This is a genomic window from Sphingobacterium sp. SG20118 (genome assembly GCF_044740685.1).
Classification (GTDB): Bacteria; Bacteroidota; Bacteroidia; order Sphingobacteriales; family Sphingobacteriaceae; genus Sphingobacterium.
This window is the reverse complement of the sequence record NZ_CP172826.1, coordinates 1,605,237-1,631,897: the sequence shown is the minus strand read 5'-3', so window position 1 is coordinate 1,631,897 and position 26,661 is coordinate 1,605,237. Positions and strand designations below refer to the sequence as shown.

The 26,661-nt window shown below is 36.8% G+C and carries 23 protein-coding genes and 2 pseudogenes; 9 read left to right on the top strand and 16 right to left on the bottom strand.

The window, feature by feature from the left end:
- The 8 genes and pseudogenes from ACFX5U_RS07635 to ACFX5U_RS07600 form a co-directional block, all read right to left on the bottom strand.
- Complete coding sequence (locus ACFX5U_RS07635) at positions 1-1,479, bottom strand: hypothetical protein (RefSeq protein WP_400262937.1); 1,479 nt, start codon at positions 1,477-1,479, stop codon at positions 1-3.
- A complete protein-coding gene (locus ACFX5U_RS07630) occupies positions 1,480-3,795 on the bottom strand; it encodes a hypothetical protein (protein ID WP_400262936.1) in 2,316 nt (771 codons plus the stop codon).
- Positions 3,796-3,884: 89 nt separating this feature from the next.
- Positions 3,885-4,130: a hypothetical protein gene (locus ACFX5U_RS07625; protein WP_400262935.1), complete on the bottom strand. Its 246-nt coding sequence runs from the start codon at positions 4,128-4,130 to the stop codon at positions 3,885-3,887.
- 118 nt (positions 4,131-4,248) lie between these two features.
- On the bottom strand, positions 4,249-5,889 hold the full coding sequence (locus tag ACFX5U_RS07620) for a vitamin K epoxide reductase family protein (protein ID WP_400262934.1): 1,641 nt from the start codon (positions 5,887-5,889) through the stop codon (positions 4,249-4,251).
- Positions 5,890-6,333: 444 nt separating this feature from the next.
- Positions 6,334-6,564, bottom strand: a pseudogene (locus ACFX5U_RS07615) (transposase); the annotation flags it as partial.
- A gap of 327 nt (positions 6,565-6,891) precedes the next feature.
- Positions 6,892-7,371: an SRPBCC family protein gene (locus ACFX5U_RS07610; RefSeq protein WP_400262933.1), complete on the bottom strand. Its 480-nt coding sequence runs from the start codon at positions 7,369-7,371 to the stop codon at positions 6,892-6,894.
- Positions 7,372-7,441: 70 nt separating this feature from the next.
- Positions 7,442-8,014, bottom strand: a complete 573-nt coding sequence (locus ACFX5U_RS07605; RefSeq protein WP_081918483.1) for a Crp/Fnr family transcriptional regulator — start codon at positions 8,012-8,014, stop codon at positions 7,442-7,444.
- Between the two features lie 689 nt (positions 8,015-8,703).
- Positions 8,704-8,914 (bottom strand): annotated as a pseudogene (locus ACFX5U_RS07600) (transposase); the annotation flags it as partial.
- A gap of 270 nt (positions 8,915-9,184) precedes the next feature.
- On the opposite strand from ACFX5U_RS07600, the gene ACFX5U_RS07595 reads away from it, so the two are divergent.
- The 4 genes from ACFX5U_RS07595 (at position 9,185) to ACFX5U_RS07580 (ending at position 12,842) form a co-directional block, all read left to right on the top strand.
- On the top strand, positions 9,185-9,670 hold the full coding sequence (locus tag ACFX5U_RS07595; RefSeq protein WP_400262932.1) for a cupin domain-containing protein: 486 nt from the start codon (positions 9,185-9,187) through the stop codon (positions 9,668-9,670).
- A 189-nt stretch (positions 9,671-9,859) separates the two neighbouring features.
- On the top strand, positions 9,860-11,062 hold the full coding sequence (locus ACFX5U_RS07590; RefSeq protein WP_400262931.1) for an aldo/keto reductase: 1,203 nt from the start codon (positions 9,860-9,862) through the stop codon (positions 11,060-11,062).
- Positions 11,063-11,683: 621 nt separating this feature from the next.
- On the top strand, positions 11,684-11,908 hold the full coding sequence (locus ACFX5U_RS07585) for a hypothetical protein (protein WP_400262930.1): 225 nt from the start codon (positions 11,684-11,686) through the stop codon (positions 11,906-11,908).
- Positions 11,909-12,206: 298 nt separating this feature from the next.
- Complete coding sequence (locus tag ACFX5U_RS07580; RefSeq protein ID WP_400262929.1) at positions 12,207-12,842, top strand: MgtC/SapB family protein; 636 nt, start codon at positions 12,207-12,209, stop codon at positions 12,840-12,842.
- Positions 12,843-13,238: 396 nt separating this feature from the next.
- Here ACFX5U_RS07580 and ACFX5U_RS07575 read toward each other — a convergent pair whose 3' ends face one another.
- Both ACFX5U_RS07575 and ACFX5U_RS07570 read right to left on the bottom strand, forming a co-directional pair.
- Complete coding sequence (locus ACFX5U_RS07575) at positions 13,239-13,628, bottom strand: hypothetical protein (RefSeq protein WP_400262928.1); 390 nt, start codon at positions 13,626-13,628, stop codon at positions 13,239-13,241.
- 89 nt (positions 13,629-13,717) lie between these two features.
- Positions 13,718-14,383: an NrtR DNA-binding winged helix domain-containing protein gene (locus tag ACFX5U_RS07570; RefSeq protein WP_400262927.1), complete on the bottom strand. Its 666-nt coding sequence runs from the start codon at positions 14,381-14,383 to the stop codon at positions 13,718-13,720.
- 281 nt (positions 14,384-14,664) lie between these two features.
- Here ACFX5U_RS07570 and ACFX5U_RS07565 point away from each other — a divergent pair, with 281 nt between their 5' ends.
- Entirely contained in the window at positions 14,665-15,165 is a 501-nt protein-coding gene (locus ACFX5U_RS07565; protein ID WP_400262926.1) for an NUDIX hydrolase, read from the top strand.
- A gap of 98 nt (positions 15,166-15,263) precedes the next feature.
- Positions 15,264-16,097 (top strand): DegT/DnrJ/EryC1/StrS family aminotransferase, encoded by an 834-nt coding sequence (locus ACFX5U_RS07560; RefSeq protein WP_400262925.1) that lies wholly within the window; start codon positions 15,264-15,266, stop codon positions 16,095-16,097.
- 207 nt (positions 16,098-16,304) lie between these two features.
- On the opposite strand, the gene ACFX5U_RS07555 is transcribed toward ACFX5U_RS07560, so the two are convergent.
- From ACFX5U_RS07555 to ACFX5U_RS07540, 4 genes are all read right to left on the bottom strand, one after another.
- The gene (locus ACFX5U_RS07555; protein WP_400262924.1) at positions 16,305-16,493 is read right to left on the bottom strand and encodes an integrase core domain-containing protein; all 189 of its coding nucleotides are present in this window, start codon (positions 16,491-16,493) and stop codon (positions 16,305-16,307) included.
- A gap of 157 nt (positions 16,494-16,650) precedes the next feature.
- Entirely contained in the window at positions 16,651-18,684 is a 2,034-nt protein-coding gene (locus tag ACFX5U_RS07550; RefSeq protein ID WP_400262923.1) for a hypothetical protein, read from the bottom strand.
- Complete coding sequence (locus tag ACFX5U_RS07545) at positions 18,659-19,588, bottom strand: PHP domain-containing protein (protein WP_400262922.1); 930 nt, start codon at positions 19,586-19,588, stop codon at positions 18,659-18,661. Before ACFX5U_RS07545 ends, ACFX5U_RS07550 begins: the two co-directional genes overlap by 26 nt.
- Positions 19,578-19,727 carry a hypothetical protein gene (locus ACFX5U_RS07540; protein ID WP_400262921.1) on the bottom strand — a complete coding sequence of 50 codons (150 nt, stop codon included), beginning with the start codon at positions 19,725-19,727 and terminating at the stop codon, positions 19,578-19,580. Before ACFX5U_RS07540 ends, ACFX5U_RS07545 begins: the two co-directional genes overlap by 11 nt.
- Positions 19,728-20,119: 392 nt before the next feature.
- Here ACFX5U_RS07540 and ACFX5U_RS07535 point away from each other — a divergent pair, with 392 nt between their 5' ends.
- The gene (locus ACFX5U_RS07535; protein WP_400262920.1) at positions 20,120-21,607 is read left to right on the top strand and encodes a PLP-dependent aminotransferase family protein; all 1,488 of its coding nucleotides are present in this window, start codon (positions 20,120-20,122) and stop codon (positions 21,605-21,607) included.
- A 54-nt stretch (positions 21,608-21,661) separates the two neighbouring features.
- Positions 21,662-22,474 carry a nucleoside triphosphate pyrophosphohydrolase gene (mazG, locus tag ACFX5U_RS07530; protein WP_038697570.1) on the top strand — a complete coding sequence of 271 codons (813 nt, stop codon included), beginning with the start codon at positions 21,662-21,664 and terminating at the stop codon, positions 22,472-22,474.
- Between the two features lie 130 nt (positions 22,475-22,604).
- On the opposite strand, the gene metA is transcribed toward mazG, so the two are convergent.
- On the bottom strand, positions 22,605-23,549 hold the full coding sequence (gene metA / locus ACFX5U_RS07525; protein WP_038697568.1) for a homoserine O-succinyltransferase: 945 nt from the start codon (positions 23,547-23,549) through the stop codon (positions 22,605-22,607).
- 403 nt (positions 23,550-23,952) lie between these two features.
- On the opposite strand from metA, the gene ACFX5U_RS07520 reads away from it, so the two are divergent.
- Complete coding sequence (locus ACFX5U_RS07520; RefSeq protein WP_400262919.1) at positions 23,953-25,497, top strand: SulP family inorganic anion transporter; 1,545 nt, start codon at positions 23,953-23,955, stop codon at positions 25,495-25,497.
- Positions 25,498-25,604: 107 nt separating this feature from the next.
- On the opposite strand, the gene ACFX5U_RS07515 is transcribed toward ACFX5U_RS07520, so the two are convergent.
- Positions 25,605-26,513, bottom strand: a complete 909-nt coding sequence (locus tag ACFX5U_RS07515; RefSeq protein ID WP_038697564.1) for a LysR family transcriptional regulator — start codon at positions 26,511-26,513, stop codon at positions 25,605-25,607.
- Between the last annotated feature and the right edge of the window lie 148 nt (positions 26,514-26,661).

Sequence of the window (26,661 nt, the reverse complement as noted above, 5' to 3'; positions counted from 1 at the left end):
TTAGTTTAATATAAATGTTTCAATCTCTTGTTGGACACGCGGTAAATTTGATGGAATACAATTACAATAAGATTCAAAATTATTTTGGTCCAAAATATAAATAGACTTTAGTTGATGAGTTTGATTAAACTTACCTTTATTTTCTTGCAACATTTGTATCTCCAAAACTTTGGTAAAAGCCTGACTAAATAGTGTATCTAAATTATAAGCAGCACTAAAATCATAAATCAAATTTAAATCTGAATTCAAAAGGTGTTTTTCAAAAATTACAGTATCAATTAAGTATTTCAAGGGAAGTAAAATAAATCTTCTCATTATACCTGATTCTTTATTTAACTCTTTTAGATATATTTCCTCATTATTAATATTATAAAACTTTTCTTCATGATTTAATAACAAAAAGATGGGCATCTCAAAATATTTACTTAAGAAACTCTCTTGTACTTTTAAAGAATCGAAGATATTTTCATCATATGATTGTGTATAAAAAATAACTATGGAATTTTTAAAAACTGGTCGTGCTTTATGATATTCTTCTCTTTTTTGATTTATTAACGATACAATTTTATAGCTACAATTAGTATTAGGAATTGAGCGCAGATTTTTATCATACCAAGGTGGAAAATTTCTATAAACCGATTTTTTGAAGTATTTGTGAGCATCTTCATGTTTACCTGAATAATGTTGAATCGCCAATTCATCCCACAAATGGATTGGACTATCTGGCCAAGAAAAATTCATTTCAGGATGTATTTTTACCTCTTTTCCAAAATACCATAAATTCCAAAGAACAGCCCACATATCAGCACACCATGCTTGGATACCATCACTTTCACTTTGATGTGTTTTATGGATACTATAATCCTTCTCCCATTTTGATCGGTTAAAATCAAGCATACAGGTATATAAATTTTCTGAATCTCGTTCAACTTTATCCCAAAAATCAGCATCAACATTTTTCAACACATACTGAGCTCCTCCGGTATCACCCTTATTTAATTCAACCAAAGAGGTAGGGATACCAACGATATTTACCATCTCTTGCAAGAGTTTCTCCCCTCCGAAATGCCGGATATAATATATATCCAAATAGTTCCTGGTATCAGAAACATAATTGATATTATCAATATCCAAATCTGGAACCTGCGGGATACGACTGAAAAGTATATCAGAATCATGATAAAACAAGGTCTTATACCTGAGTTCAGGGAAACGTATAAAATGTTGTTTAATAATATTGGGCCTAATGGAAGATCTATATTTTGTATTTTCCCTTAAATCAAAATATAGATAGAAATTAGCGAAATCTTTATATTTATCCACAAAGACTTCTAAATCTTCACTTACAGGCTTCTGTTCAATTCCAAATAATACATGTATTTGTTCTTTGGGAATACCTAAATTACTAAAATTTGAGAGCTGGAGCTCCAATTGCCAAATAAAAAATAGTTCATCTGGTTGTGCTGAAATATAAATCATTTAATTCGAATATTTTTTCTGATAAAAAACTAACTTCCCCGACTGGGTAATCCCTTGAATCGTGATCCAATATCCCTTGGCCCGACTGTTATTGTAAAATGTCACAGTTTGCTCTTTTTCTTGTATTTCAAAATCAGGATTCCAATATAAAGTGGGCCGATAATCATAATCGGATATGAGACGTTCCAAAGTTTGATCATATACTTTATTCTGAAATGTTCCACTCCCTAGATAGCCGGCGACTGTCTGCTCGTCAATACGTTTTCCAAATTCACTATCGATTTCATTCGGGGCTAATTGATAAAGACAAGTTGCAGATCTATGACTTGCCCAAGCAAAAGTTTCAAAATACTTAATGTAGGCAAATTGACTTACATCTGTTTCAAGCAGTTCATGAACTCTTTTGGGTTCTACCACCTCCCAGCCATTCAAAAAAACAGCGCCCAGTCCGGGTCTTTTCTTATTTCCATCTAAGAATTCTCTCAAAGACATACTTCTTTTTATCACTTGCTCTTCAGAACTAGGGTCAAAAACAAACTCAGCTTTACCTTTAAAAAAACCACTGGTGTACTTTTCTTCCAATGCATCCAACCGCTTTTGTTTCTTGGAACGGAATACCGGAACTTCGCGGATATGCCGCATGCCTTTATTGTCGATATAATAATCTGGACCATAATAATACCTCTGATTATTCCCGATACCGACTTGTGCAGCTTGCTCTTCTTTTACTGGGGTGTACAAGCTTTCTGATGGAGCAACATCTGAAAAATGATAGGATATCTTATATTCATCAAACTTCAGGTCACGATAAATCTGTGAAAATCGGGTTTCTAAGGAATCATAAAACGTTAATCCTGGTAGGGAAAACCAACCGCGTGCATCAGGGATTACTTCGGTGAACACCATCTGCTTATCTCCCTGTTTCTTATAACCAAAGGATGCGCCACGCTGACCTATCTTGCTTTTTTTGTCAGTGGAAATTAACTTTTGATAACGTGCATAAAATTTTGGCCATTCATTTTTACGCATCTGAATCTGTCCTCTTAGATAAAGTAGACTATCCTTGACTATAGGCAGTTGATCCAGCTTTACAAAATCAATTTCCTTCAAATGATTCTGTAAGACATCCTCTAACTTATTTCCATTTTCTAGATATTGATTCAAATCATTATTCTTACTGCTTAAAAATGGTTTTAGAAAAAGATCTCCAACGATATTATCGATTGTATCTACCGGCATCTGGATATCGGTAATGGCAATTGAAAGATAGGCTATCGTTTCTCCTGGAAGCGATATTGAAAATGTATTTTTCCCTTTTTCTTCCATTGAATTTTGGGTAGAGGCCACTTCTGGTATAACAAATAGTTCCAATGGCGTGCCTAACATATGGGCTGAGCACCCCGAAAGTTTACCTGCACTGTCCCGAAGGAACACCTGTAGAACACCCTGCTCCACATCTGATTTCTTAAGGTATATATGCTTCTGCCCCGCTGCTGAGAAACCAACTGGACTACTAAAAAGCTTACGGTAATTGATTCGGGCTTCTAAATCATAATGTGCTTCAATATTACTTTGGACTGTAATCCGAATGGAATCACTGCCGATATCCTGCACAAGCACCTTACTGGATGCGTAATTGATATCCAACACACTCATTGTTTCATGTACACCATCTGCACGTGTCAAGAAAACTTTATAGGTAGTTTTTGGCTCGGGATTAATTTTTATTCGTGTATAACCAGTGCTATCCGTTTGAAAGGGAATATTAAGCGCTCCTACCGAATCAGTAATCCGTCCTTTGGCGGAAACACCCTTCCCTCCCATAAAATAAGTTTTGACCAACAGCTCATTAGTGATTCCCGGGATAAAGCTACCACCCATGGGATAAGTCTCCACTTGAACCTCATTACCCTGAAATGAAGTACTTGCTGTAAGCGGAGCTGTTGGACTCTCTTGAATCAAAGGAAGTCCCTTGATATAGTATAATTCGGGCTGAGCAGCTATAGCTATAGTATAAGCATTAAGGAAGAGGCTAGTTGTTATTCCTTGTCTGGGAATAACAAGATGACCTGATGCCATACCATTTTTAAGCAAAAGAACAGATCGTTGTTGGATGACACCCTCAGAATTCCCAATGTTTAGATAAAGATTATGGCATTCTGTATCCAAAAGACCTTCATTCATGATATAGGCTTTGAACCAAACGGTATCGCCAGGAAAATATGCTCCACGATCCGTATGGACATAAATCTGAGAAATATTCTGTGATTTCACAAATAATGGCAATAGCAATAATAACAGTAAATATATTCTCATAATTTGGATCAAAATCGAAGTGAGGAGAACTATAATCCCCACTTCGATTAAATTTTAAATATTAATTTATCAAATGCTCACCATAATACTTATCCGCATTTTTGACTACATGGCATACATGCAGAATTTGGTACTGTATATTGTGAGCCATCCCCTCTTGTACATGTACATTCAGTAAGACATCCACCATTAGAACCAGTTTCTGTATCCCACCAATTTGTTGTACCTGTACCAGTAGATCCACCCCAACTTCCCCCTAATACATCTTTTAATTGTTCACGTGACAATTGCTCTACTTCTTGAATGTTTAAATTTTTTAATGAAATCTTTTTCATAATTTTGATTTTTTATAAAATATGATGTCCACTTACTCTGGAACATCTTAAGAGGGTCTTTTACAGGGAACCTTCTGTTTGCCCGAGATCGTTTGCAATCGGCTCGGGCATTCTTATTCTAGAAAAAGTTTTTTAGATCCTTTACACCATATTGATCCGGAAGTTCTTTTCCGTTGATAAATAAAGTTGGAGTAACTCGAATCTTCATATCATCACACCACTTACTCATTGCGGTTATTTTATCCTTCTGTTGTTTTAATTCGCCATTCATCGGATATTTTGATGCAAAAAATAAATAATCCTTATTAGTTGACCTGTACCAATCATCTAATGCCTCATGTACTTTGTGAGTTCCAAATTTTTCTTGAATAGCTAATAAATGCTGTACCGGTGCAGTTTTGATATCTTGATCATCTCCGGAGGCTGTAAAGATGATTCGAATGCGAACATTTCTATTATTTTTGATGATATCCTCCAATTCAGGATGAGCTTTAGAACAAGGCCCGCAATATGGATTACATACTTTAATAATCTCTATACTGGCATTCTCATCTCCAATCAAGATTCCTAAACCAGTACTTGGTATTGTAACGGTATTACTGTTTTCAAGCAACGAACTAAAAATTGATGGGCTATAACGTAATTTCATCAATTTCATTCTATATTCCTTACTATCATTTGCCCGTATAATAACTGGAATTGCAAAGTAAACGAGCAACATAGTGGCTAGTCCTAAGAATAAAGCTACAATTAGATGATAATAATTTACTTGTCCTAAATCAATTGAATAATATTGGAAATAAACAAATGAAGTTAAAAAATTAATAACTATTAATCCCTGAATAAGAAGACATAAGGGGCACCACTGTTTCACAATACGCCATTGATAATATACAGAAAATATAAAATACGGACTCATCAAAATAGATAAAGATGTCCATAGGATGAGATTACTGGGCTGTCCAATAAAAATAACTTGACTAACAAAAAAGCTAGTAAAGAAAGAAAGCCCCCATACTGACCAAGAAATACCAAAAAATGTTGATTGCTTAGAAGAAAGTACTGAGGTACAGTTTAATTTTTCACTAAAAGCACCACACACTTCCCTGACAAATGGATCGTACGCATTGATGTCATGTCTTATCAATAAAGAAGAGACTAATACTCCCAATAGACTCGTCAACAGAAACACTGTCCCTACCAAAGTTGATAAAGAATATTCCTGCATCAATATGTTAGAAATTGAAAATACAAAAACTGCAATTAACAAATATAGAGGCAGAAGATTTACAACATTTTCTGTGGTTTCTAATCGCTTATTTTCCGAATAATTAATCTCATCCTTCGCCATTCCGCCATCTATCAATAAAATGACCTCTTTATCTATCTTTTCAAATTCTGTTATGGAAATGTTAACTAATTTTTGTGACAGAGGATCCAAATAAGTCAAATCTGATTCACCTGCCGATGTCACAACTGTAAAACTCGGACTTGACCAATCTTCTTGCTGAATGGAACAAATAAATGGAGTTTCGAACGCTCCATAAGTATGGTTTCCTTTACGAACTGCCATACTGATTACGTTATACTCAGCTAGAACATCTTTTAATGAAAGTAATGAAGGGTAATCAATATGGGCTTCTAAAAGATTTTGAAGGTTTAATTTGGTATATCTAACATTAACACTACCGAGTACAAATGCACTGGTATAGTAAAGATCACTATATTTTTTACGGTTTAAAAGCATTAATCCACCCATAAATTAAGTATTTAGTTGGTTAGAGAACTATCGCACAAGATATAATATGTTCGCTAATATTTTGGTTTATACTCTAATATACGCAACTATTACTTACGATTAAAATAATTTTACAACACAATCGATTGTTCTATTTTTACTAAAACTCAAACACCGTTATAAGATATATAAAATAGGAATTCAGGGGTGGGTAGTAGAACTAAATCCTACTGCTTATTACTTTAGAAAACATTTTTAGACTACTATTAGTAATCTAAAATATCACTTGGTAGCTAACTTAGTCGACAGATGAAATTAAGATCAATAAATATCTTAATTTTTAAGTGATGACTCAAATCCGTAAAAAACACGATCACACCTGTGACCTCCTCCCAAAAAACTGGAACATTTAAAAGTTGAAAAAAATTCTATTTTGAACTGATTTTCAATTATGGTTTCAGGTGTTTAATCCCCTAAACAGCTATATGATCTGAAGGTATTATATTGGTCTCTCCAGTCTTCAATTTTCTGATTAGCATCCTCCAACGAAAGGAACTAATTGGTGTTTAAGCATTCTGCTCGGAAGCTCCCATTGAACGACTCAATATACGCATTATCCGTTGGTTTTCCAGGTCTTGAAAAGACAAGTTCAACTTTTTGTTCGTAGGCCCACTGATCCATTTCGGTTGATATAAATTATTCACTCGTGTCTGTTTTTATCGGAGTTCATGATTGCTATGCAATTCAGACCCGTTATCCACTTGAATTTTCTTTGGTCTGGCATCCTCCCATTTTTCGTCGATCACTTGCTAGAAAGACTTGAATAAAGAGAATATTTGTTATAGGGAAGAAATGCCAAAACGCCGAGTAAAAAAGTCCGTGATATATCTGGGAATGGTACTCCAGTTTCTGCTATAAGTGAGAACCAAAAATCAAGACCAGCATTATGATTAGTCCTATGATCGTTACTAATTTTGTTTTAAAACCAATTAGTAAAAAAAATTGTCAAAAGATAGTGGTAGTTTAGTCTTTTTCTGCCAGTTCTTTAAGTTTCCGATTCATCTCGTAAAACCCATTTTTTGCTTTCTCAGGATTAAATAGCCATACAAAAATACCCTTGAATTTCTCGCTTTGTATAAATGTTACTGTTCCGTTCCTATTATCTATCAACTCAAATTTATGTTCTCCGTCAAATAGCCCCCTAAATAAAAATGTACCCAACCAACTTATTTCCTTATTGTCTACTTTTTTTGTTACCGTTGGCTTGAATGTCATTCCTTTACCATTCGGAGGCTCGATTCTAACTGTGATTTTATTACCTTCTTCTAACCGTCCATTTATGGAAGTTATAAATGGGTTCCAATTTGGATAATTTTCAAAATCGCTAAGGATTGTCCATATTTCTTCGGGTGTTGCCTGTATAATAATTTCTGTTTTGATTTCTTTTGCCATAACCGTTAGATTTGTAAAAAGGGCTGTTAATAATAGAGATAAATACTTCATTCTTTATTGTTATTGAATGTTACAAAGCTCTATCTTATCTAACTATACTCACTTGATAAAAATCAAGAATTTAAGAAAGTTGTTTTTTTCTTATACGGCTAAAAGTTTCAGGTGTCATTCCAAGAATAGAAGCTATATATTGTAAAGGAACTTGATTAAATAGCTTTTTGTTATTTTCGAAGAAAAAATCATAGCGTTCCTCTGCTGACATAGAAAGATGACTAAATATTCTGTCTTCGAGTGTAGTGAAACAATGAACAATAAATAATTTTTCCAATTCAGCCCATTTCGGAATAATATTTTTGATGTTGTCGTAATCGCTTTTCTTTATGGTATAAATTTCTGTATCGGTTAATGCTTGAATTGTCCAACGAGCAGGTTTTTCAAAAATGAAACTTGATAAATCTGTCACGAAATATCCTTGTGTCGAAATCCATTGAGTAACTTCTTTTTTTTCGGTTTCAAGAAATATCCGCAAAAATCCCTTCTGCAAAAAACTGAGTCTATCGCAACGTTTGTTTGTTTTAAGAAAATAATCTCCTTTCTTCAAAATTTCTAATTGGAATAGCGAAGTAATTTCTTTCAAGTCTTGTGGTTCAATTATTCCAAAATATGTTTTTATGCTAATTTCAAGTTCTGTCATTTTGTGTCGTTTTTTCGGAAACATTCCTACTAATGTTAAAATCTATTAAATTTAATTGAAAATTTCTTCAATTTCAAGATTTGAGAAATGTTCATATTCTACCTGCCAGTCCTCTACTTTTTGTTTAGCTTCATCCATTGAAAGAAAACAATTGGTGTTTAATACAAGTAAGTTCTACTCATTCTACCTCAACTATCTTGTGTGTATAGGTTTTCCCGGATACCAATCAGCTCCGTTGCCACCGCATGTAATTAGAAAGTACAGCATAATAAGAATGTGCAATAATATTGCTATCCGCCATACAATGTGTAGGCTTCCAGAGCTCTTATCGTCTTGCTCTTTCTTTTTACTCTTTATCTGATTCCGATTTCTAGACATTATAGCACATATAATAACCTTTTACGCGTACTAGAAGAAATATTAAAAGCCTTTTTACATCTTGATTTTTCACGAACTTGCCTTTTTTTTGAGCAAGAAATTAAGGGAATGTAATACGAACTTTGTCGTTGCTCTCTCTTTAAAAATTTCTATCTAGCTTGAGCCTTTCCAAATATAATATATAGTTGTAACATGGCCAAGCCCCCAATTGTGCATTGACATAGTCCAATTATTTGATATAAATTATTCACTCTAGTATATTTTTATCGGGATTCATGAGACGCTGTAGTTAGTTTTTTTAAGCCATCTTACAACATCTGTTTATCCAAGCTCATATCGGCAACTAAGTTTAATCAGTTGGGCATTTTCTTCATCAAGTTGGCACAGTTTTCGGAATTCCGAAACAACTAGGCCACCATATTTCTTATTCTAATTATAGTATATAGCCTCGCTGATACCCATCTTAAGGCAGACTTCCTCCACCCGGGTGCCTGTCTCGCACTGCTTGATCGCAAAGGCAATCTGTGCATCGGTAAACCGACCGAAGGGAGCTCATGCTAAGCATAACTTATCTCGATCTTTTCATCGGTTTTCCTCCTATTTAAAATTAGAGAATTCGGTATCGAATTCAATGAACCTGTATTATTGACTCAAGATTAAGAATCAGTAAAAATGGTAGGCAATTCAGTATTATGTATAAGGTTCTAACAAAGTATACTGCCGATATTTACAATGTGGGTTCCTTAATTAAGGATAGAAACAGATAGTTAAAACAACATAAAATCAAAAAGTATGAAAATATTATCAGTAACAGCAATCGCTGCTATAATGCTCCTTTCCATTAGCTGTAGTGCTCAAATAGCAAACAATGCTGATCAAAATAAGCTGAATTTTATTTTTCCAAAAGGTGAGCCGGGACCGGCTGAAAATTTTACAGGTAAGGCTTGGACCGTCGGCCTGGTAAAAAATGATACCGTTTATCATACCGTAGTAGGTAATGTCTATTTCGAGCCTGGTGCAAGGAGCAACTGGCACAAACATCCATCAGGCCAGATCTTAATCATCACGGATGGTGTAGGGTACCACCAGATAAAAGGACAACCAAGACAGATTCTCAAAAAAGGAGATATCGTAAAATGTCCGCCTAATTTAGAGCATTGGCATGGTGCAAGCCCAGATACTGGAATGCTACAAATGTACATCTTGCCAAAAACAGAAAAAGGCATTGTAACCTGGCTACAGCCGGTAACTGATGAACAATACCATAACGCTAAATAACCCTGATGTGGCGAATAATGAGTTATGTCGTAACAAGTACCTGTAGGTGTTTTTCTAAATGCAGAAGAAATTGCTAAGGCTGTGGTTTGGCTTTGCAGTGATGCTGTAAGTTGTGTTGTAGGTGTACATCAAGAGTAGGTGTCGGTTATAGCACTCAATAAAAGTACAATTAAATTAATTTTTACAATTATGGATAACAAAATATTTAAAACAGAGCTTCAACATAAGGATAATGGAAATGAATCCAACCGCCGCAATTTTTTAAAGAATGCAGCATTGCTTGGTGCTGGTATGAGTATATTGCCTTTGGTTACCAAGGCTTCTTCCTCAGGAGATCGATCGCAAATGAATACGGTAACCACTGACAACAAAGATTTTAGCCCAACTAAAATTACTACACGCCGTACATTAGGTTCAGGAAACAGCAGCATGGAGATTTCTACCTTGGGTTTCGGAGTGATGGGTATGAATCACCACCGCGGTTACCATCCCGACCGAAAAGCAATGATCAAATTGCTCCATCAAGCTGTAGATCAAGGCGTCACTTTATTTGATACCGCCGAAACATATGGGCCCTTCATTAATGAAGAGCTTGCTGGAGAAGGGCTCTACCCGTATCGCAACAAAGTAGCTATCGCTACAAAATTTGGCCATCAATTTGTGAATGGTAAACACACAGGTGAATTAAACAGTCGTCCTGAGCATATCCGTAAAGTGGCAGAAGATTCGCTGAAACGGCTTCGTGTTGACACCATCGAATTATTCTATCAACACCGTCTTGACCCCAAGGTACCCATTGAAGATGTTGCTGGAGCAGTAAAGGACCTTATTAAAGAGGGAAAAGTAAGGCGTTTTGGTGTTTGTGAGGTGAGCGCACAAACGATCCGGCGTGCTCATACTGTCCAGCCTCTTACTGCTGTTCAAAGTGAGTATCACCTAATGTGGAGAGAGCCAGAAAAAGAAATTTTACCGGTATTGGAAGAATTGGGTATTGGTTTTGTACCCTATAGTCCGATTAACAGGGGTTTTTTAGGAGGAGATTTTAATGAACATACCAGGTTCAATTCAGGTAATGATAATCGGGAAATATTACCTCGTTTTACGCCTGAGGCATTGAGAGCAAATTTAGCATTTGTAGAAGTGCTGAATAGATTTGGAAAAACAAGAGGAATGACCTCGGCACAAATTTCTTTAGCCTGGTTACTTAACCAGAAACCATGGATCGTTCCCATCCCAGGCACAACAAAGTTTGCGCATTTGGCAGAAAACATGAGATCATTAGACTTTACAATCACACCCGATGAGTGGCATGAACTTGAATCTGCACTTTCTAAGATTACCATCATCGGAGATAGATACCCTGCAGTACTACAAAACAATGTGCAAAATTAATAACATGATGATAAATGTGGTTGCAGATGGTGGTGTATGAAGATATCGTGGTGACAAACATTAAAATGAAATTATGAAATATTTAACAGCAACCTTCATTTTACTTGCCTCGCTCTCTTTAAGAGATGTCGGATTGTAATAAAAACAATATGCGGAGGTAGTAACTGAGCATGACAATAGAAATCCGCAAGGGAGGAAGATGAAAATAACAGTTTGAATTACAGTAAGCATTTACAAATAAGAGTTGAAGAAATCAAGGTTAATTAATTGAAGTATTGGCTTATATAAAGTTAGGTACTATTGCGAAATATGGTCAATGCATAGATTATTTTAACAATCTATATCTCTGTTATACGAAACAAGGTCATATTCCTTTTCACTTTGTTAAGCTCTACAGATGCTTCTTCAGCATTAATCAGTCGGATGATTAACTTATTTAAATGCTTACTGTTTGGTCAAGCGATTAAAAACCCACTAAAAGACAAGCCGATAACAAATATCATTTTTATGATAAACCATTGTTGCAGAACTGCAACCCAACCTATTGCAGCCAACATCATAGATGTCTCGTAGTATGTTTGATTAAATCTAATAACATGATTTATTAGATTTGAAGAAAGCGTGGTTAACGCAGCTGTCTCGTTGGTAGCAGGATACCGTTCAGGACAAGACATGGGGCTTTCTGTCGTCAAAGTCCAGGTTGTCGAGCACTATTTTGATAAAAGATTATTCCAAAGGGAAATGTATCTCAAGAAACATTTGGGAGAACTTATCTTATATGGATTTAGTTTTTATATCGCAGAACATGAGATTAAAAGTGATACTATTACCTTAAAAATTAATTAATCAGACTCAAAACATTATCAGCTACCTTGTAAAAACCTATCATACAATATAATTTTCAACTGATTTAGTTATATTCGTGAACTATATATTTCAAATAATTTCATCATTATGCAAAAATGAAATGGGTCGCAGTTTTTACTACTTGTACTCATATTGACCGAAGGGTCTTTGAATAAATACGGGCTTGATTTCTATACATCTCTGTCAACAGGTTTGCAAAATAGTTAATGCCTTTTGCAGCCTTAACAAAATCAGCCAAAACATTTAAAAGGAGCAATAAATTTAAGAGAATTTACTAATGGATTTTACAGTAGAAATCAAAGACATGGTAGCAATGGTTATTTCTATCATATGTGGAGGAGCCATTGGCTTTGAACGGGAATACAAAAATAAGTCTGCCGGCTTTCGAACAATAATTCTAATTTCACTGGGCTCGACCATTTTCACCATAGTTTCCCAGCATGGTGCAGGTACTGATGACCGAATTTCGGCAAATATTATTACAGGTATTGGATTTATTGGGGCAGGTGTAATATTTAAAGATAAAATTTCTATTCGTGGCTTGACGACTGCTGCTGTAATCTGGACTTCTGCAGCAATCGGAATGACAGCAGGAATAGGCTATCACGCGCTTGCACTATGCCTAACTTTAATTACTCTTGGGGTATTATTAATGGTTACCAGGGTGGAACGAATGATTGCACAACTACAAAAAGAACAGCTCCTGAGTGTAACCTTTCGTGACCCTGACTTTGATCAGATTCCGCAATTGGAAAATATTTTAAATACAAAAGGACTTACTTTAGAACGGATGGAAATTGTAAAAGAAAACGATCATTTAATTGTAAACTTCAAAGTATCAGGTAAAAAAAGATACTTATTAGAAATGAGCGAAACACTTGCTACCCGAACAGAAATCTTAAGCTTCTCTTAATCCCACAAAAAGCCGATAGTTAACGCTAGATGGGGTCAAATATTTATCCCATTGCAATGTTTGTCACACTTATGTTTAAATGACGTTCTCCCAATTTCAGAGGTATTCTAAAGAATAAACATTTCAGGTGTTAAATCTCCCTAAACAGCTATGGGGTCTGAAGGTGTTATATTCGCGTCTCTAGTCATCAGTTTTCTTCTGGGCATCCTCAGTGACCCTTCCCCATCCTACTGTCTATCCAAAAGATATCCCGTAATGCCAAGATGTCTTCGGCTGCCACCTGATTGTAGATGAGTGAGTCCGCATAATGAACTGGTAAGTATTCGTGGTAATGGTAAAAAATAAAAGCCATTCTGCGAAGAATGGCTTTTGATGTTTTATGTATTAAAGGTAGATTTATTTTAAATTTTCAACTTCTTCGATGGTAAGGCCTGTAGCTTTGGCGATTTTCTCTTTATCAACTCCTAATTCAAGCATCATGCGAGCTGATTGACATGCTTGTTCATGAGCTTCTTCCAATATGGTTTGAAGCTTCAATTCTAATGCATGCTTTTCTTCTGCAATCCTTTTCTTTTCAGCAATAATCTTAGCGCGTTCTTCTAAACGTCCTTTTTCAATGCCTTGCTTTTCCGCCTTATCCAATAAATATTCTTGAGTGCCCATAATATTGCTCCTTCCTAATTTGTTTTCGACCTCTCTCTCAAAGGAATAGAAATTTTCCGGGTTTTGAAAACTAACATAATAGGCTAAAAAATCATAGAGACCTTGACGAGTTTTCTTATCCATCTACTTTTAAATATTCCATTTTTTTGGGAGGAGGTCACAACATGGTATACCTAAACTCGAAATCAATTTATTTTTGACAATGGACATTTTTAAAATAGATTAATATTTTTAGTTGCGTCATTAAATAACTGTTCATTAAACTTGTAGAGTTTACCAGGTCGTCTAGATACATTTTTTTCATATTCATCTAACTCTTCAATATAGGAAAGATTTAAGACCTTCCTTCTAAAATTGCGGTTATCAACATTAAGTGAGTAAATTTGCTCATATAGTTCTTGAAGTTGATTTAACGAGAATCGGATAGGCAGAAGTTTATATAAAATTGGTTTTACGAAAGAACGTTCCTTTAAAAGTATGTGAGCGTCTGCGACTTTCTGTCCATGGTCAAAAGGAAGTTGGGGTAGTTCTTTAATATTTGCCCAGTGGTAAATATGACTTTTTTCATGATCTGTTATAAAATCTTCTAATTTGATTATTGCATAGAAAGCAATGGAAGCAATGCGGTTATCCTCTGATGGATCTGTCAAGCTATAGCTGTTTAAATACTCCATAAAAATATCTTGTGCTCCAGTCTCTGAGCGAAGTTTTTCATTAGCTATTTCTATAAATTCTTTATTTTTTTTTACGAATCCACCGGGTAATGCCCAGGCTCCTTTTTCAGGTGCATTGTTCCTTTTTATTAGCAATACTTTAATCTGACCATTTATTTGGTCATATGCAAAAACCACACAATCGACAGTTAATTTAAATTTCATTTGGTAAAATGTTTTAAGTGTTTTATATTAGCGCACAAATGACGCTAAGTTAGCGTCATTTGTGGCCGATTAAAAGTTTTGAATAAAAAATTATGGACAAAATAGTATTTAATAGGGATATAACCCTAAAGTTATCTCAGAAAAATAATCGAATAAAAGCACACTAGCTATTATCCTAGTGCTAAAAAACTTACTAAAATATATTTCACATCACCTACTAATGGATATCTTGAAATAGAAAATCTTAATAACTATATAAGTATTATTTAAAGTCAACTATAATGTATAAGCAATTTACAGTCAGTGTAATAGTACTGAGGTGCTTAGGTCCTCAGTCTGAAGTGTTAATGATTCACCATAAAAAATTCAATCGATGGATGATTCCTGGAGGACATATTGAATCCAATGAAAACCCAAATCAAGCTGCAATTAGAGAGGTTTATGAAGAAACGGGTATCTCAATTAAGTTAATTTCTTTCCTGCATAAACATCTGCCTGTTTCTGATGGTAATTGGTTATACCCTGCCGAGTATTTCTATGAACAATTAATTCCAGAGTCACAAACGGAGCAGGCCCACTACCATTTAGATTCAACGTTTGTTGCATTAGCTAATGATGACTTCTTAAGAGTTAATGAAATTGAAACAAATGGTGTTAGATGGATTCCTGTATCCGAAATACCGTTCTTGTATACATTTGAAGGGACAAAGAAAACAATATTAGATGTGCAATCGAAAATAGAAAAAAATAGAGTGTATGAAAATAAGAATTTTACTTGCTAGTCACTCTTTATCGAATTAATAAGTAACAAAGTGAAAGAAATTAATGAAAAATCTGTAATAAAAGTAATTTCAGATTATAAACTTAGAGAAGATATTTTATGAATAGAAAATTTGAGTATTCTAATAGTAAAGAGTCAATACAAAAGTATGAAAGTGCTCTAAAAGAATATTTTAATGCGAAGTACTGTTTGGCTGTTTCATCTGGAACAGCAGCCATAACTGTAGCATTGCATGCTTGTTCAATTGGCAGTGGTGACAAAGTAGCTCTCTCCCCAGTTGCACCACTTTGTACGGCCTTTCCGATAATATATTCTGGAGCAGAGATAAATTTTTTTGATATTCAGACGGAAAGCCTAGCTCTAGATTATAATCTGATTGAGAATAATGTTGTTGATGCGATTATTGAAGTCCCAATGTGGGGATATCCGATAGATGCTATACAATCACGAGAATTCGCGACTAAAAGGGAAATTCCTTTAATATTTGATTTAGCTCATTGTGCTGGAACAACTTTCAATGACAAGCCTATATCAAATTATTGTGATATAGCGTGTTTCAGTACTCAAAAAAATAAAATGTTCTCAACTGGAGAAGGCGGATTTCTATTAACTGATAATGAAGAATTATACCATAGGGCGAAGCTTTTCAGTACTATGGGAGAATTAGATGGAGTCAACTTTGGAGTAAATTTTAAATTAAGTCCATTTCTTGCCGAAATTGGCATAGCAAATCTAAAACAATTAAACAACTCGATTCAAAGACGAATAATTAATAGAAATTTCATTATTAGTAACATCAATAACAATAATATAGTAGAACATGCTAACACTATAAATGGGCAGCCAAGTTATCAAAGGTTACTATTTAGAACAAAGAATTTTAAACCTGGTCTTTCGGAATGGTTAGATAAACACGAAACTACAAACGGATAAGAATAAGTATAACATTCGTGCTCTGTATTTATATCCAGTGTTGAAGCAATATAAAGCTGATTGTCCCAATGCCGAATCTTTTATAAGTTCATTTGCTACAGTTAATGTTCATGAAGAAATGACAGCATCACAATTGAATAAGATCGTATATGCGATTAATAGTTTTATAGATGAATAATATGGCATGAACTTTTGAGACTGCAAATGTCACCTCCACTCTAAAAACTGAAAGTATTCAAATGTAGATAATTTTGCTATTTTGACTTGATTTTCGATAAAAATTTCAGATGTTAAATTCTCTAAACAGCTATGGGGTCTGAAGGTATTATATTCATGTCTCCAGCCTTCAATTATCTGTTTGGTATTCTCGAAAGATACAAATTGATGTTTAAGCACTTGTCTTGTGACCTCCTCCGAAAAAACTGGAGCATTGTAAAGTAGAGAATTCGGGATTGGATTACTAATTTTAAATAGTAGAAAATACGATAAAAAGATTGAAATAAGTTATGCTTCGCATGAGCTCCATTCGGTCGGTTTACCGAAAGCATAGCCGCTAGACACTCCGTGGATCGGGCTGCAGAGGCATCTTGGCACAGCGGATAACTTCCAAGGATGGACAGCCAAACTCCTGCACCACCTTGCCTTCTATCAGGTAGATACCTGCCCCGAGTAAAGGATATTGCACCAACGAGGGTGGAAAATGCACGGTATCAAAGAACTTGCCCTCACTATCCAGAAAGGTCCCGAACTTCATCAGTTCGCGCCGTTTGGTTTTGACAAATTTCTCGGCTACAAAATCGCCAACCATCCGGACGGTCTGCCCGACATGGTTGATAAGTTCACGGGCCTGCACATCGCCCCGAAAGTCGCTCCTTGCCAGATCGAACAGCGTACCGCTGACACAAAAGCCGATCAGCTCCATCTCATCGTAATAGTCTTCGTGGATATGACTTTCCAGAGCTGGCAAAACGGGCTTACGACTGTTGACTTCAAACAATTCGGCGGTAGGGTTGGTTTTTGCATGCTTGCTCAATAGCAAATGGGCCTCCCAGAGCATTTCTTTTTTACCACTCCCAACACTACGCAATGCGCCGACACGGATCAGTAGAATAAGTTGTTCCAGACCGATGCCAGTACGTTTCACAAACTGTGGTAAACTGGTATAAGGTCCATTATGCAAGCGTTCGTTGATTATTGACTCGGCCTGCTTGGATTCAAAGTGCTGCATACCATCAAAGCCCAGATAGATGTCTCGCCCCTGGATGATGGTCAGATATTCAGATCGATTGACGCAGGGTAAGCAGATGTTAGCCCCTGCCACCCGAGCTTCGTTGACATAGACTTTTCTATTATAAAAGCCACCATAATTGTTGAGTACGCTGACCATAAATTCCAACGGAAAATAGGTCTTAAGGTATAGACTCTGATAGCTCTCCACGGCAAAGGATGCAGAATGGGCCTTGTTGAAGGAATAACCTGCGAAACTCTCCATCTGACGCCAGATCTCTCTACTGGTTTGTTCGGGATAGCCCTGTTTCTTACAGTGATCAAAGAATTTATCTTCGATCTTAATCAAATGATCCTTATTCCTGTACTTACCGGACATCATTCGACGCAGCACGTCGGCATCGGCCATATCCAGTCCTCCGTAGGCATTACCGATCTTCATCACGTCCTCTTGATAGACCATGACACCATAGGTCTCCTCCAGCTGCTCTTTGAACACCGGATGTGGATAAACAACTTGTGAGGGATTATGGTGGCGCTGGATGAATGCCCCCATCATACCACTGCTGGCCACTCCGGGTCGGATGATGGATGATGCTGCAACTAAGGTTAAATAATCATCGCACTTGAGTTTGGTGATCAACTGACGCATAGCGGGGCTCTCGATGTAAAAGCAACCGATGGTATTGGCAGAGCGCAACTGCTCGGCAATCTTGGGGTCTTCAAAAAAACGCTTCGGCTCTCGCGTATCGATGGTAATCCCCTGATTGATCTTGACGATCTCGCGACAGTCCTTGATATGCCCGATGCCCCGCTGGGACAGGATATCGAATTTTTCGAACCCGATATCCTCTGCGACATACATATCGAACTGCATGGTCGGCAACCCTTTGGGTGGATAGTCAAGTGCACAGTAATTGACCAGTGGCTGCTCGGATATCAACACCCCGGAGGCGTGGATGGTACGCTGATTGGGAAAGTCGGCCATGCGGTTGTATACGCTCAAGATGGTATTGGTCACTTCGTTTTTATTGAGCATATGCTCGGGTTGGTGCACCAACCGATCGATCTCTCCTTTTGGGAGACCATATACTTTGCCGAGCTCGCGCAAGATGCTCCGTGAACGGAAAGTACTCATCGCTCCCATCAGTGCGGTGCGGCCATCCTGATAGCGGTTGAAGATATAATCGTACATATCGCCGCGCTCTTTCCAGCTAAAATCGACATCGAAATCGGGTGGACTTTTCCGCTTGGGATTGAGGAAACGCTCGAATGGCAATTTAAGTGCAATAGGATCAACATCCGTGATACCCAAACAATAAGCCACGGCGGAGTTAGCTCCGGAAACCACGGCCGACATAATGATAGTCGCGATGTCTGGCGTAACGGCAGATATCATCGGTGATAAGGAAATAGCTCGAAAAATTGAGTTCCTCGATGATCTCTAGCTCACGCGCAATACGCTGCCTTGCAATTGGATCTTTTTTATCGTAGCGATGGCCAAATCCATCTTCAGTGTACTTGATCAGTAGCTGCTTGTCATTGTATCGATTGCCGGTAAAGGTCGCTTTGTTCTTAACACCTTCGAAGTCCATCTGAAAGCGGCAGTCCGCCAACAGTCGATGGGTATTGTGCAGGAGCTGCGGCAGATCGGCATAATGACTCATTAGTTTGGCCTTAGGTAAGAACACCTCATCAATGGGTGCCACTTGATCTTCAGAGAGCTGTGATATCAACAGGTTATGGTCGATGGCACGCAGCTGACGGTGTAACGTATGATCAGCCTTTCGAAAAGTAACGGGTGCAAGTATGACGGCTTTGGACAGTTGCTGTTTATCCATAAACATAGCCTTGCCCCGCTCGGACGGACGGATACCGATATATTCATAGTCCTTGAGCCCAAATACTCCCATCCGTTGCAAAGGATAGATGATGAACACTTCCTTGAATTCGGGTGCTTGCAGAGGGACTTTCGTCCCTTCTAAGTTGAGCTGCGTGCGGTAGGCATTGATTTCGCTGAAACCGCGCTCGTTCTGCGCAATGGCGATGAAGCAGCAGGTGTCGTCTTGACGGAACTCCATACCCGCCAGAATATTGACCCCTTTCTTTTGGCCTTTGCGGATAAAATCGAGGGAACCCGTACTGTTATTGATATCGGTGAGCACGGCGGTATCATAGCCATTGGCAAGCATGCCGGCCAACAACTCATCGAGACTCAAGGTGCCGTGACGCAGGCTAAAATAACTGTGTAGATTAAGGAGCACGATGGCCTCCTTTCTCGACGATAGGTTCTGGAGCACAGGTGCCTTTCATGAGCGCTCGAACTGTCAAACTAACGTCCATAAAACGCTCGACCGACACGAAAAATGTATCCAGATCACCATGTACTATATTCCGCTCCATACCTAAAAACTATCATCCATATCTGCTAACATCTTTCACCCCATTGGTATAGATGCATCGTTTCAAATATACTAACATATTTAGCTTTAAAACCAATAATTATAGTATAAAAGAGATAAGTGATTGATTATAAATGCTAATATATTTATAATGAATGAGGTTTGTAAAATTAAAACGATTTGTACGATGTAACAACAAAAGCCATTAAGATTGCACAAGCCTGATAAATACGTAATGCAATTGATTAAATAAACCTTAAAAAAGAATCTTAAAAGTATAAATACACAAAAATCAGATACGGAATAGAGCAGAGAAATATTCAAAACTACCCAACAATACTATAATAATACTTAACTTTCCGGACTATCTTATAAAATCAATAAACACAGCATATGAGTAGTCCGGGGCAAATTCCTTTTAATAGTTTTATTAGTCTAGACAGACAGGACGAAACTTCTATCTATATTCAATTAGCGCAACAGATTATTCAAGCTATTCAACGTGGTTTTATACCTATCGGGACAAAGCTTCCGGGAAGCCGCCAATTGGCAAAAGTGTTGTCTATACATCGGAATACGGTCGTCGCTGCCCTGCAAGAGCTAGAGGCTCAGGGATGGGTCGAGATCAAAGCGAATATCGGCTCATATGTACTGAAGAACACAACTAAAGCAAAAAAAAATACGGGTTACGCTAAAAACTTAAATCAAAATCAATATGCTCTTCAGACAGGGTACGATTTTGAAAAAAGCACCATCTTAGAAAATCCATTTGAATCGACCACATGTACATTACGATTGGATGATGGTATGCCCGACAGTAGACTTTCTCCATTACAGGAACTTTCTAAATTTTATACGGCCAATCTTAAGCGCAAAAAAAACTCAAAGTATCTCGGCTATTCAGATCAAAATAGACCTACAACTTTTCGGGAGCAATTGTGCAATTTTCTAAACCAAAGCAGAGGTTTACATATTCAACCTAAAAACCTATTGATAACACGTTCTGTTGAGTTGAGCACTTATATCATCGCGCAAACACTATTACAACCCGACGACCTAGTTGTCGTTGGCCAACCGAGCTATTTTGCAGCCAACATGATTTTTCAGCAAGCTGGAGCCAAAATAAAGTCCATACCTGTGGACGATGATGGAATCGATACAGAGGCTCTTGAACAACTATGCAAAAAACAACAAATCAGACTCCTATATCTAACACCCCATCACCATTACCCCACAACAGTAACCCTAAGTCCAGAAAGAAGGGCAATAATTTTGGAATTGGCCTCAACCTATGGCTTCGCAATCATTGAGGACGATTACGACTATGACTTTCATTACGACGATGCTCCGATAATGCCAATGGCTGCAATTGATTATGGTGGAATGATTATTTATACCGGTAGCTTTGGAAAGTCTTTGGCCCCAGGTTTTCGTACTGGTTTTATCGTTGCACCTGAAAACCTAGTTATTGAATTGCAAAAACTTTTGAACCTATTGGATAACCAGGGCGATTTTATAATGGAACAGGTGCTCAGTGATTTGATAGCAGAAGGTGAAATACATCGGTATCTAAAAAAATCGGTTAAACTCTATAAGGAACGCCGTAATTACATGAGCTATCTGCTAGCACGGGAACTTAATGAATATGTGGATTTTGATATTCCTACCGGCGGTCTTGCATTATGGACTACATGGAGAAAAGAAATCAATTTAATACAACTGCGTAGACAATGTGAAAAATCAAATCTCTTTCTTCCAAAAAACATACTGTACCAAGCAAAAGATATTGCTGCAATCCGGATTGGCTTCGGTAATTTAAATGCCTCGGAAATGGAAGAAAGCGTGGCAATTCTAGCCGAATCATTAGCTATGATCACATAAAAGCATGCATTTATTAATCTTTTAATCCCTAATTTTGTATTAAACTATTACAATATGAGCTACCCCATTCCAGCCAGCGAGTCGACTCCTGCTGCGGCATTTCAACGATTACTAGATGTTTTATACACGCTTCGTGTAGCTTGCCCGTGGGACAAGAAACAGACAATGGAATCATTACGTCATCTTACAATCGAAGAATTGTATGAACTTACAGATGCTATTTTAGATGAAGATTATCCTGAAATCAAAAAGGAATTGGGAGATGTAATGATGCATTTGGTTTTTTATGCCCGTATAGCAGAAGAGGAAAATCGCTTTACCATAGTGGATGTTCTAAATAGTATCTGTGATAAATTAATCAACCGTCACCCTCATGTTTATGGCGATATCGACGTAAAGAACGATGAGGAGGTAAAACAAAATTGGGAAACCATCAAATTAAAAGAAGGAAATAAGTCCGTATTATCAGGTGTACCAAAAGGTCTCCCTGCCCTAGTAAAAGCTTACCGCATACAGGATAAAGTGCGTGGAGTAGGGTTTGATTGGGAGGATAAAAAAGAAGTATGGGCAAAAGTAGAAGAAGAATTAGCCGAATTTAAAGCGGAATACGACATTGATAACCCTGAGCAAGCGGACATGAGTAAAGCTGAAGGCGAATTTGGAGATCTACTTTTTTCATTGATCAATTATGCTCGTCATATTGGTATCAATCCTGAAAATGCACTGGAACGTACCAATAAAAAATTCATTTCCCGATTTACTTATGTGGAACAGAAAGCTGAAGAAAGTGGACGAAAATTGCAGGATATGACCCTTGAGGAAATGGATATCTTTTGGAATGAAGCAAAAAAAGTGACCCAACCATAATAAATACTCCCCCTTTAAATAGGTGGACTTAAAAGGACCTAGCTAATAAAAAAAGCTCATGCTCGATAGCACACGTATTGTAATACAAGAATGTAACTAGAGAGCATGAGCTATATGCTAAAAGCAAGCTTTAATTTTGTTTCCTTATTTCTTCTAATGATTTGAGTTCATTCAAATCATATGGGGTTTCTTGGTAAACATAGTAATTCAACCAATTATTAAATAGCAAATTAGCATGTCCGGACCACCTGACTAACGGTGCCTGCGTTGGATCATTGTCGATATAATAATTATTTGGAACCTCAAGTTCTAGCCCCTTCTCGACATCGCGCATGTATTCGGTATGTAACGTAAGTGGAGCATACTCGGAATGTCCCGTCAGATAAAATTCTCTTCCACCTCGAGAGGACAAAATAGCAAGGCCTGCTTCGGAAGATTCGGAGAGTAACTCAATCTCTGGTTTATCTTCAATTTCAGATTTTAAAATCGTGGTGTGCCTGCTGTGTGGTATAAAAAACTCATCATCAAACCCCCTAAATAATGGGTTGGTCTTGTCTAAAGTAGTGTGTTTAAATACCCCAAATAATTTTTCGGCTAATGGGGTCTTTTCAACACCATAAAAGTGATAAAGTGCTGCTTGTGATGCCCAACAAATGTATAATGTTGAAGTTACATGCTTTCTTGCCCAATCAAAAATACGGGTAACTTCATCCCAATAGGTAACTTCTTCAAATGGCATCATCTCTACGGGAGCACCTGTAATGATCATCCCATCATAATATTGATCTTCAACAGCAGAGAAAGATTTATAGAACATTTCCAAATGTTCTTGTGGCGTATTTTTGGACATATGCGTATCTAGCCTTAAAAACTCCACTTCCACCTGTAAAGGATTATTCGAGAGTAACCGAATAAAATCAGTCTCCGTCGTAATTTTTAATGGCATTAAATTTAAAATTAGAACCTTCATTGGACGGATGTCCTGTTCGTTGGCTCTAAGATCGCTCATCACAAAAATATTTTCTTTTTTCAGTAGCTCAATAGCTGGCAAATTATCTGGTATCTTGACTGGCATATGCTTTCCCCCTCGCCTTGGTTTAGTTTGGCTATAAAGGTAAAAAATATAAGTTAGTTATCCCACCTAAGTCTGTAATAACTATATTTCATTTTTATTTAGCACTCCGCTTTTAAACGCTCGATTAGGTAATAATACCTTTGGAATCTAATAACTGAAACGAGTTGCTACTGAAAAAATGACTAGCCATACAACTAGTATAAATTACCCGTTCATTTCTAAACAAATTCTAAAATTCATGAATCGGGATCCCGTAAATAATATGCTATACTTTATGAGGAGATATGAGCTGCGCTTTAACTTCAATATATTAAAATAATATTTATTTAATATCCATAAACCGCTTTAGGAACGATAGTTGCATAATAAAAATATATGTTAAATCTAATACTAAAGCTCTTTTATGAATCTATTTCAACATTGGAAAAAAGACATACCTGCTAGTATCGTCGTTTTTTTTGTCGCCTTACCTTTGTGTCTTGGTGTTGCTCTTGCAAGTGGAGCGCCCGTATTTTCAGGAATTATCGCAGGTATTATTGGGGGAATACTCGTAGGGTTTCTTTCCAAATCGCCAATCGGTGTATCGGGACCAGCAGCTGGATTGGTTGTCATCGTATACACTGCTATCAACGATTTGGGTTCTTACAATGTATTTTTAGTCGCGGTCTTTATAGCAGGATTGATTCAAATTGTTCTTGGGATTTTAAAAGCAGGTGTAATTGGTTATTATTTTCCATCGTCGGTCATTAAGGGGATGTTGTGCGCAATTGGTATTTCTATTTTTTTAAAACAGATTCCTTTAGCATTTGGATATAGTGAAGCATTTTCTTTTCAAACTTTTGATGCTTCATTTATCACCCCTGGAGCTATTATTATTACGACTATATCTTTAGCCATCCTCATAATATGGGATAATTATCTTGGGAAAAAATCAAACATCTTTAAATTATTACCAGGCTCACTTGTCGCCGTAATGGTCGGAATTATTTATCAGATAACCATTGGAGATAAGAATCATGAGGTTTTCTCGATTGATCAAGATTTACTCGTAAAAGTACCTGTTCCTGAAAATGTTTCTGATTTTCTAGGGCAATTTACGCTTCCCGATTTCGCAAATGGCATATGGAATCCCGCTGTGTGGCAAGTTGCGTTTACCATAGCAATCGTCGCATCTCTCGAATCGCTTTTATCTGTTGAAGCAACTGATAAAATAGATCCTCTAAAACGACAAACACCTACAAACCGTGAACTTATTGCCCAAGGAATTGGTAACTCCTTTTCTGGTTTAATCGGAGGATTACCCATTACACAGGTAATCGTTCGTTCATCGGCTAATGCAATGAGTGGTGGACTTTCCAAACTATCCACTATTTTCCACGGCTTACTGCTTGTCATCAGTGTCATTTCCATTCCCGCATTCCTTAATTTAATACCCAATGCAGTACTAGCTGCAATATTGTTGGTTATTGGCTACAAGCTCGGCAATCCAAAACAATTCCTTGATATGAAAAAATTGGGAAAAGATCAATTGATACCATTCGCTGTAACGGTCATCGGAATACTTGCTACAGATCTGTTAAAGGGAATTATCGTAGGATTGGTTGTCGCTGTAGTCGTGTCACTCATTAAATCGTACAATAACTCACACGTGATGTTGGTAAAAGAGGGAAATGTATTTCATATGAATTTTGCCGAAGAGGTTACTTTTGTCAATAGAGGTGCTATTGTCAAAGAATTAGATGGACTACAACCTGGAGCATATTTAGAACTTGATGTACGCAAAACTAAAATACTAGATTATGATATTATTGAATACTTAGATGAATTTAAAGTAAAAGCAAGAAACAATAATATCAATATCAAACTTATTTCAGAGCGTGGAACGGTTGATAATCCGGAATCTTTTCGAGAGTTTTTCGGTTACGTGTTAGTGGCAAATACGCATTAATTTGTAATCGCCCCTAGCTATTGCAAACTTTCACGAGAAAGGATGCAATAGCTAGGAATTTTGCCCTTAAAAAATCCATATGACGATAAATAGTGATTTTCCTCGTTTTAAACCTTTCTGGTCAGGTTTAATTCCTTATGAATAACATCCAAAAAAAGATCAATCCCGGGATGGCTTACATTAGCATTATAAATTAAGGATAAAGTTGTTCGTTGTTGAATATGGTCCAAATCAATAAACTTTACTTTTGAATTATACCCTTTTTTTAGAGATGCGGGCACAATGGCAACCCCCAGCCCTTGTTCAACTAGGTTGAAGATCGTCAATGCATTTACCGTGCGCAAAGCGACATGAGGTTCAAATGCTGCATCCTTGAAAATACTCATGACCAAGTCAAAATATGAATGACTATAATCTTTCGAAAAAAGAATAAAAGATTCGTTTTTAAAATCACCTAAACCTTTAAAATTCATCTTCTGAATTGGATAATCATGGGGCACAACTAAGGAAAAATGTTCCTTCAGGATTGGAATACTTTGAAGTCCTTTAGGAAAATCATCTAATCGAACGAGTCCAAAGTCCAAATCCTCCTTTAATACTTTGGCAACCTGCATTTCGTTGCTAAGTTCTTGTAGATCAACTTCCACGGCTGGAAAGTCTTGCTTTAACCGAACCAAGACTTTAGCAAGCACGGATTGTACAGCCGATCCTATAAAACCAAGACGAAGTTCTGTGACATCATCCGACCCCATAATTCGAAGTTCCCGTGTTATCTTGTCAATTTGGTTAAATAAGCTATCAACTTCCTTCTTCAAATAAAACCCTGCTCCTGTTAATCGAACATATCGCTTTCCTCTATCAAATAAAGTTGCTTGATAGATCTCTTCCATTTGCTTGATCTGACGTGATAAACCAGGTTGCGAAATATAGAGCCTTTCAGCTGCTTTTCTAAAATGCAATTCCTCTGCTAAGACTTTAAAATAATAGAGATGTCTAAGTTCGATTTGATAACTCATAGTAATCAACAATTGTCAAAATTGGTATTTATAATTATTAAATATAGGAGTTAAATTTGAGATAATATAATGAAACATCATGCGTATCTCATTTTAACACAGCGAAGCATGCTACCCAAAGGGAACGATAAACGCTTTGAAAAAGAGT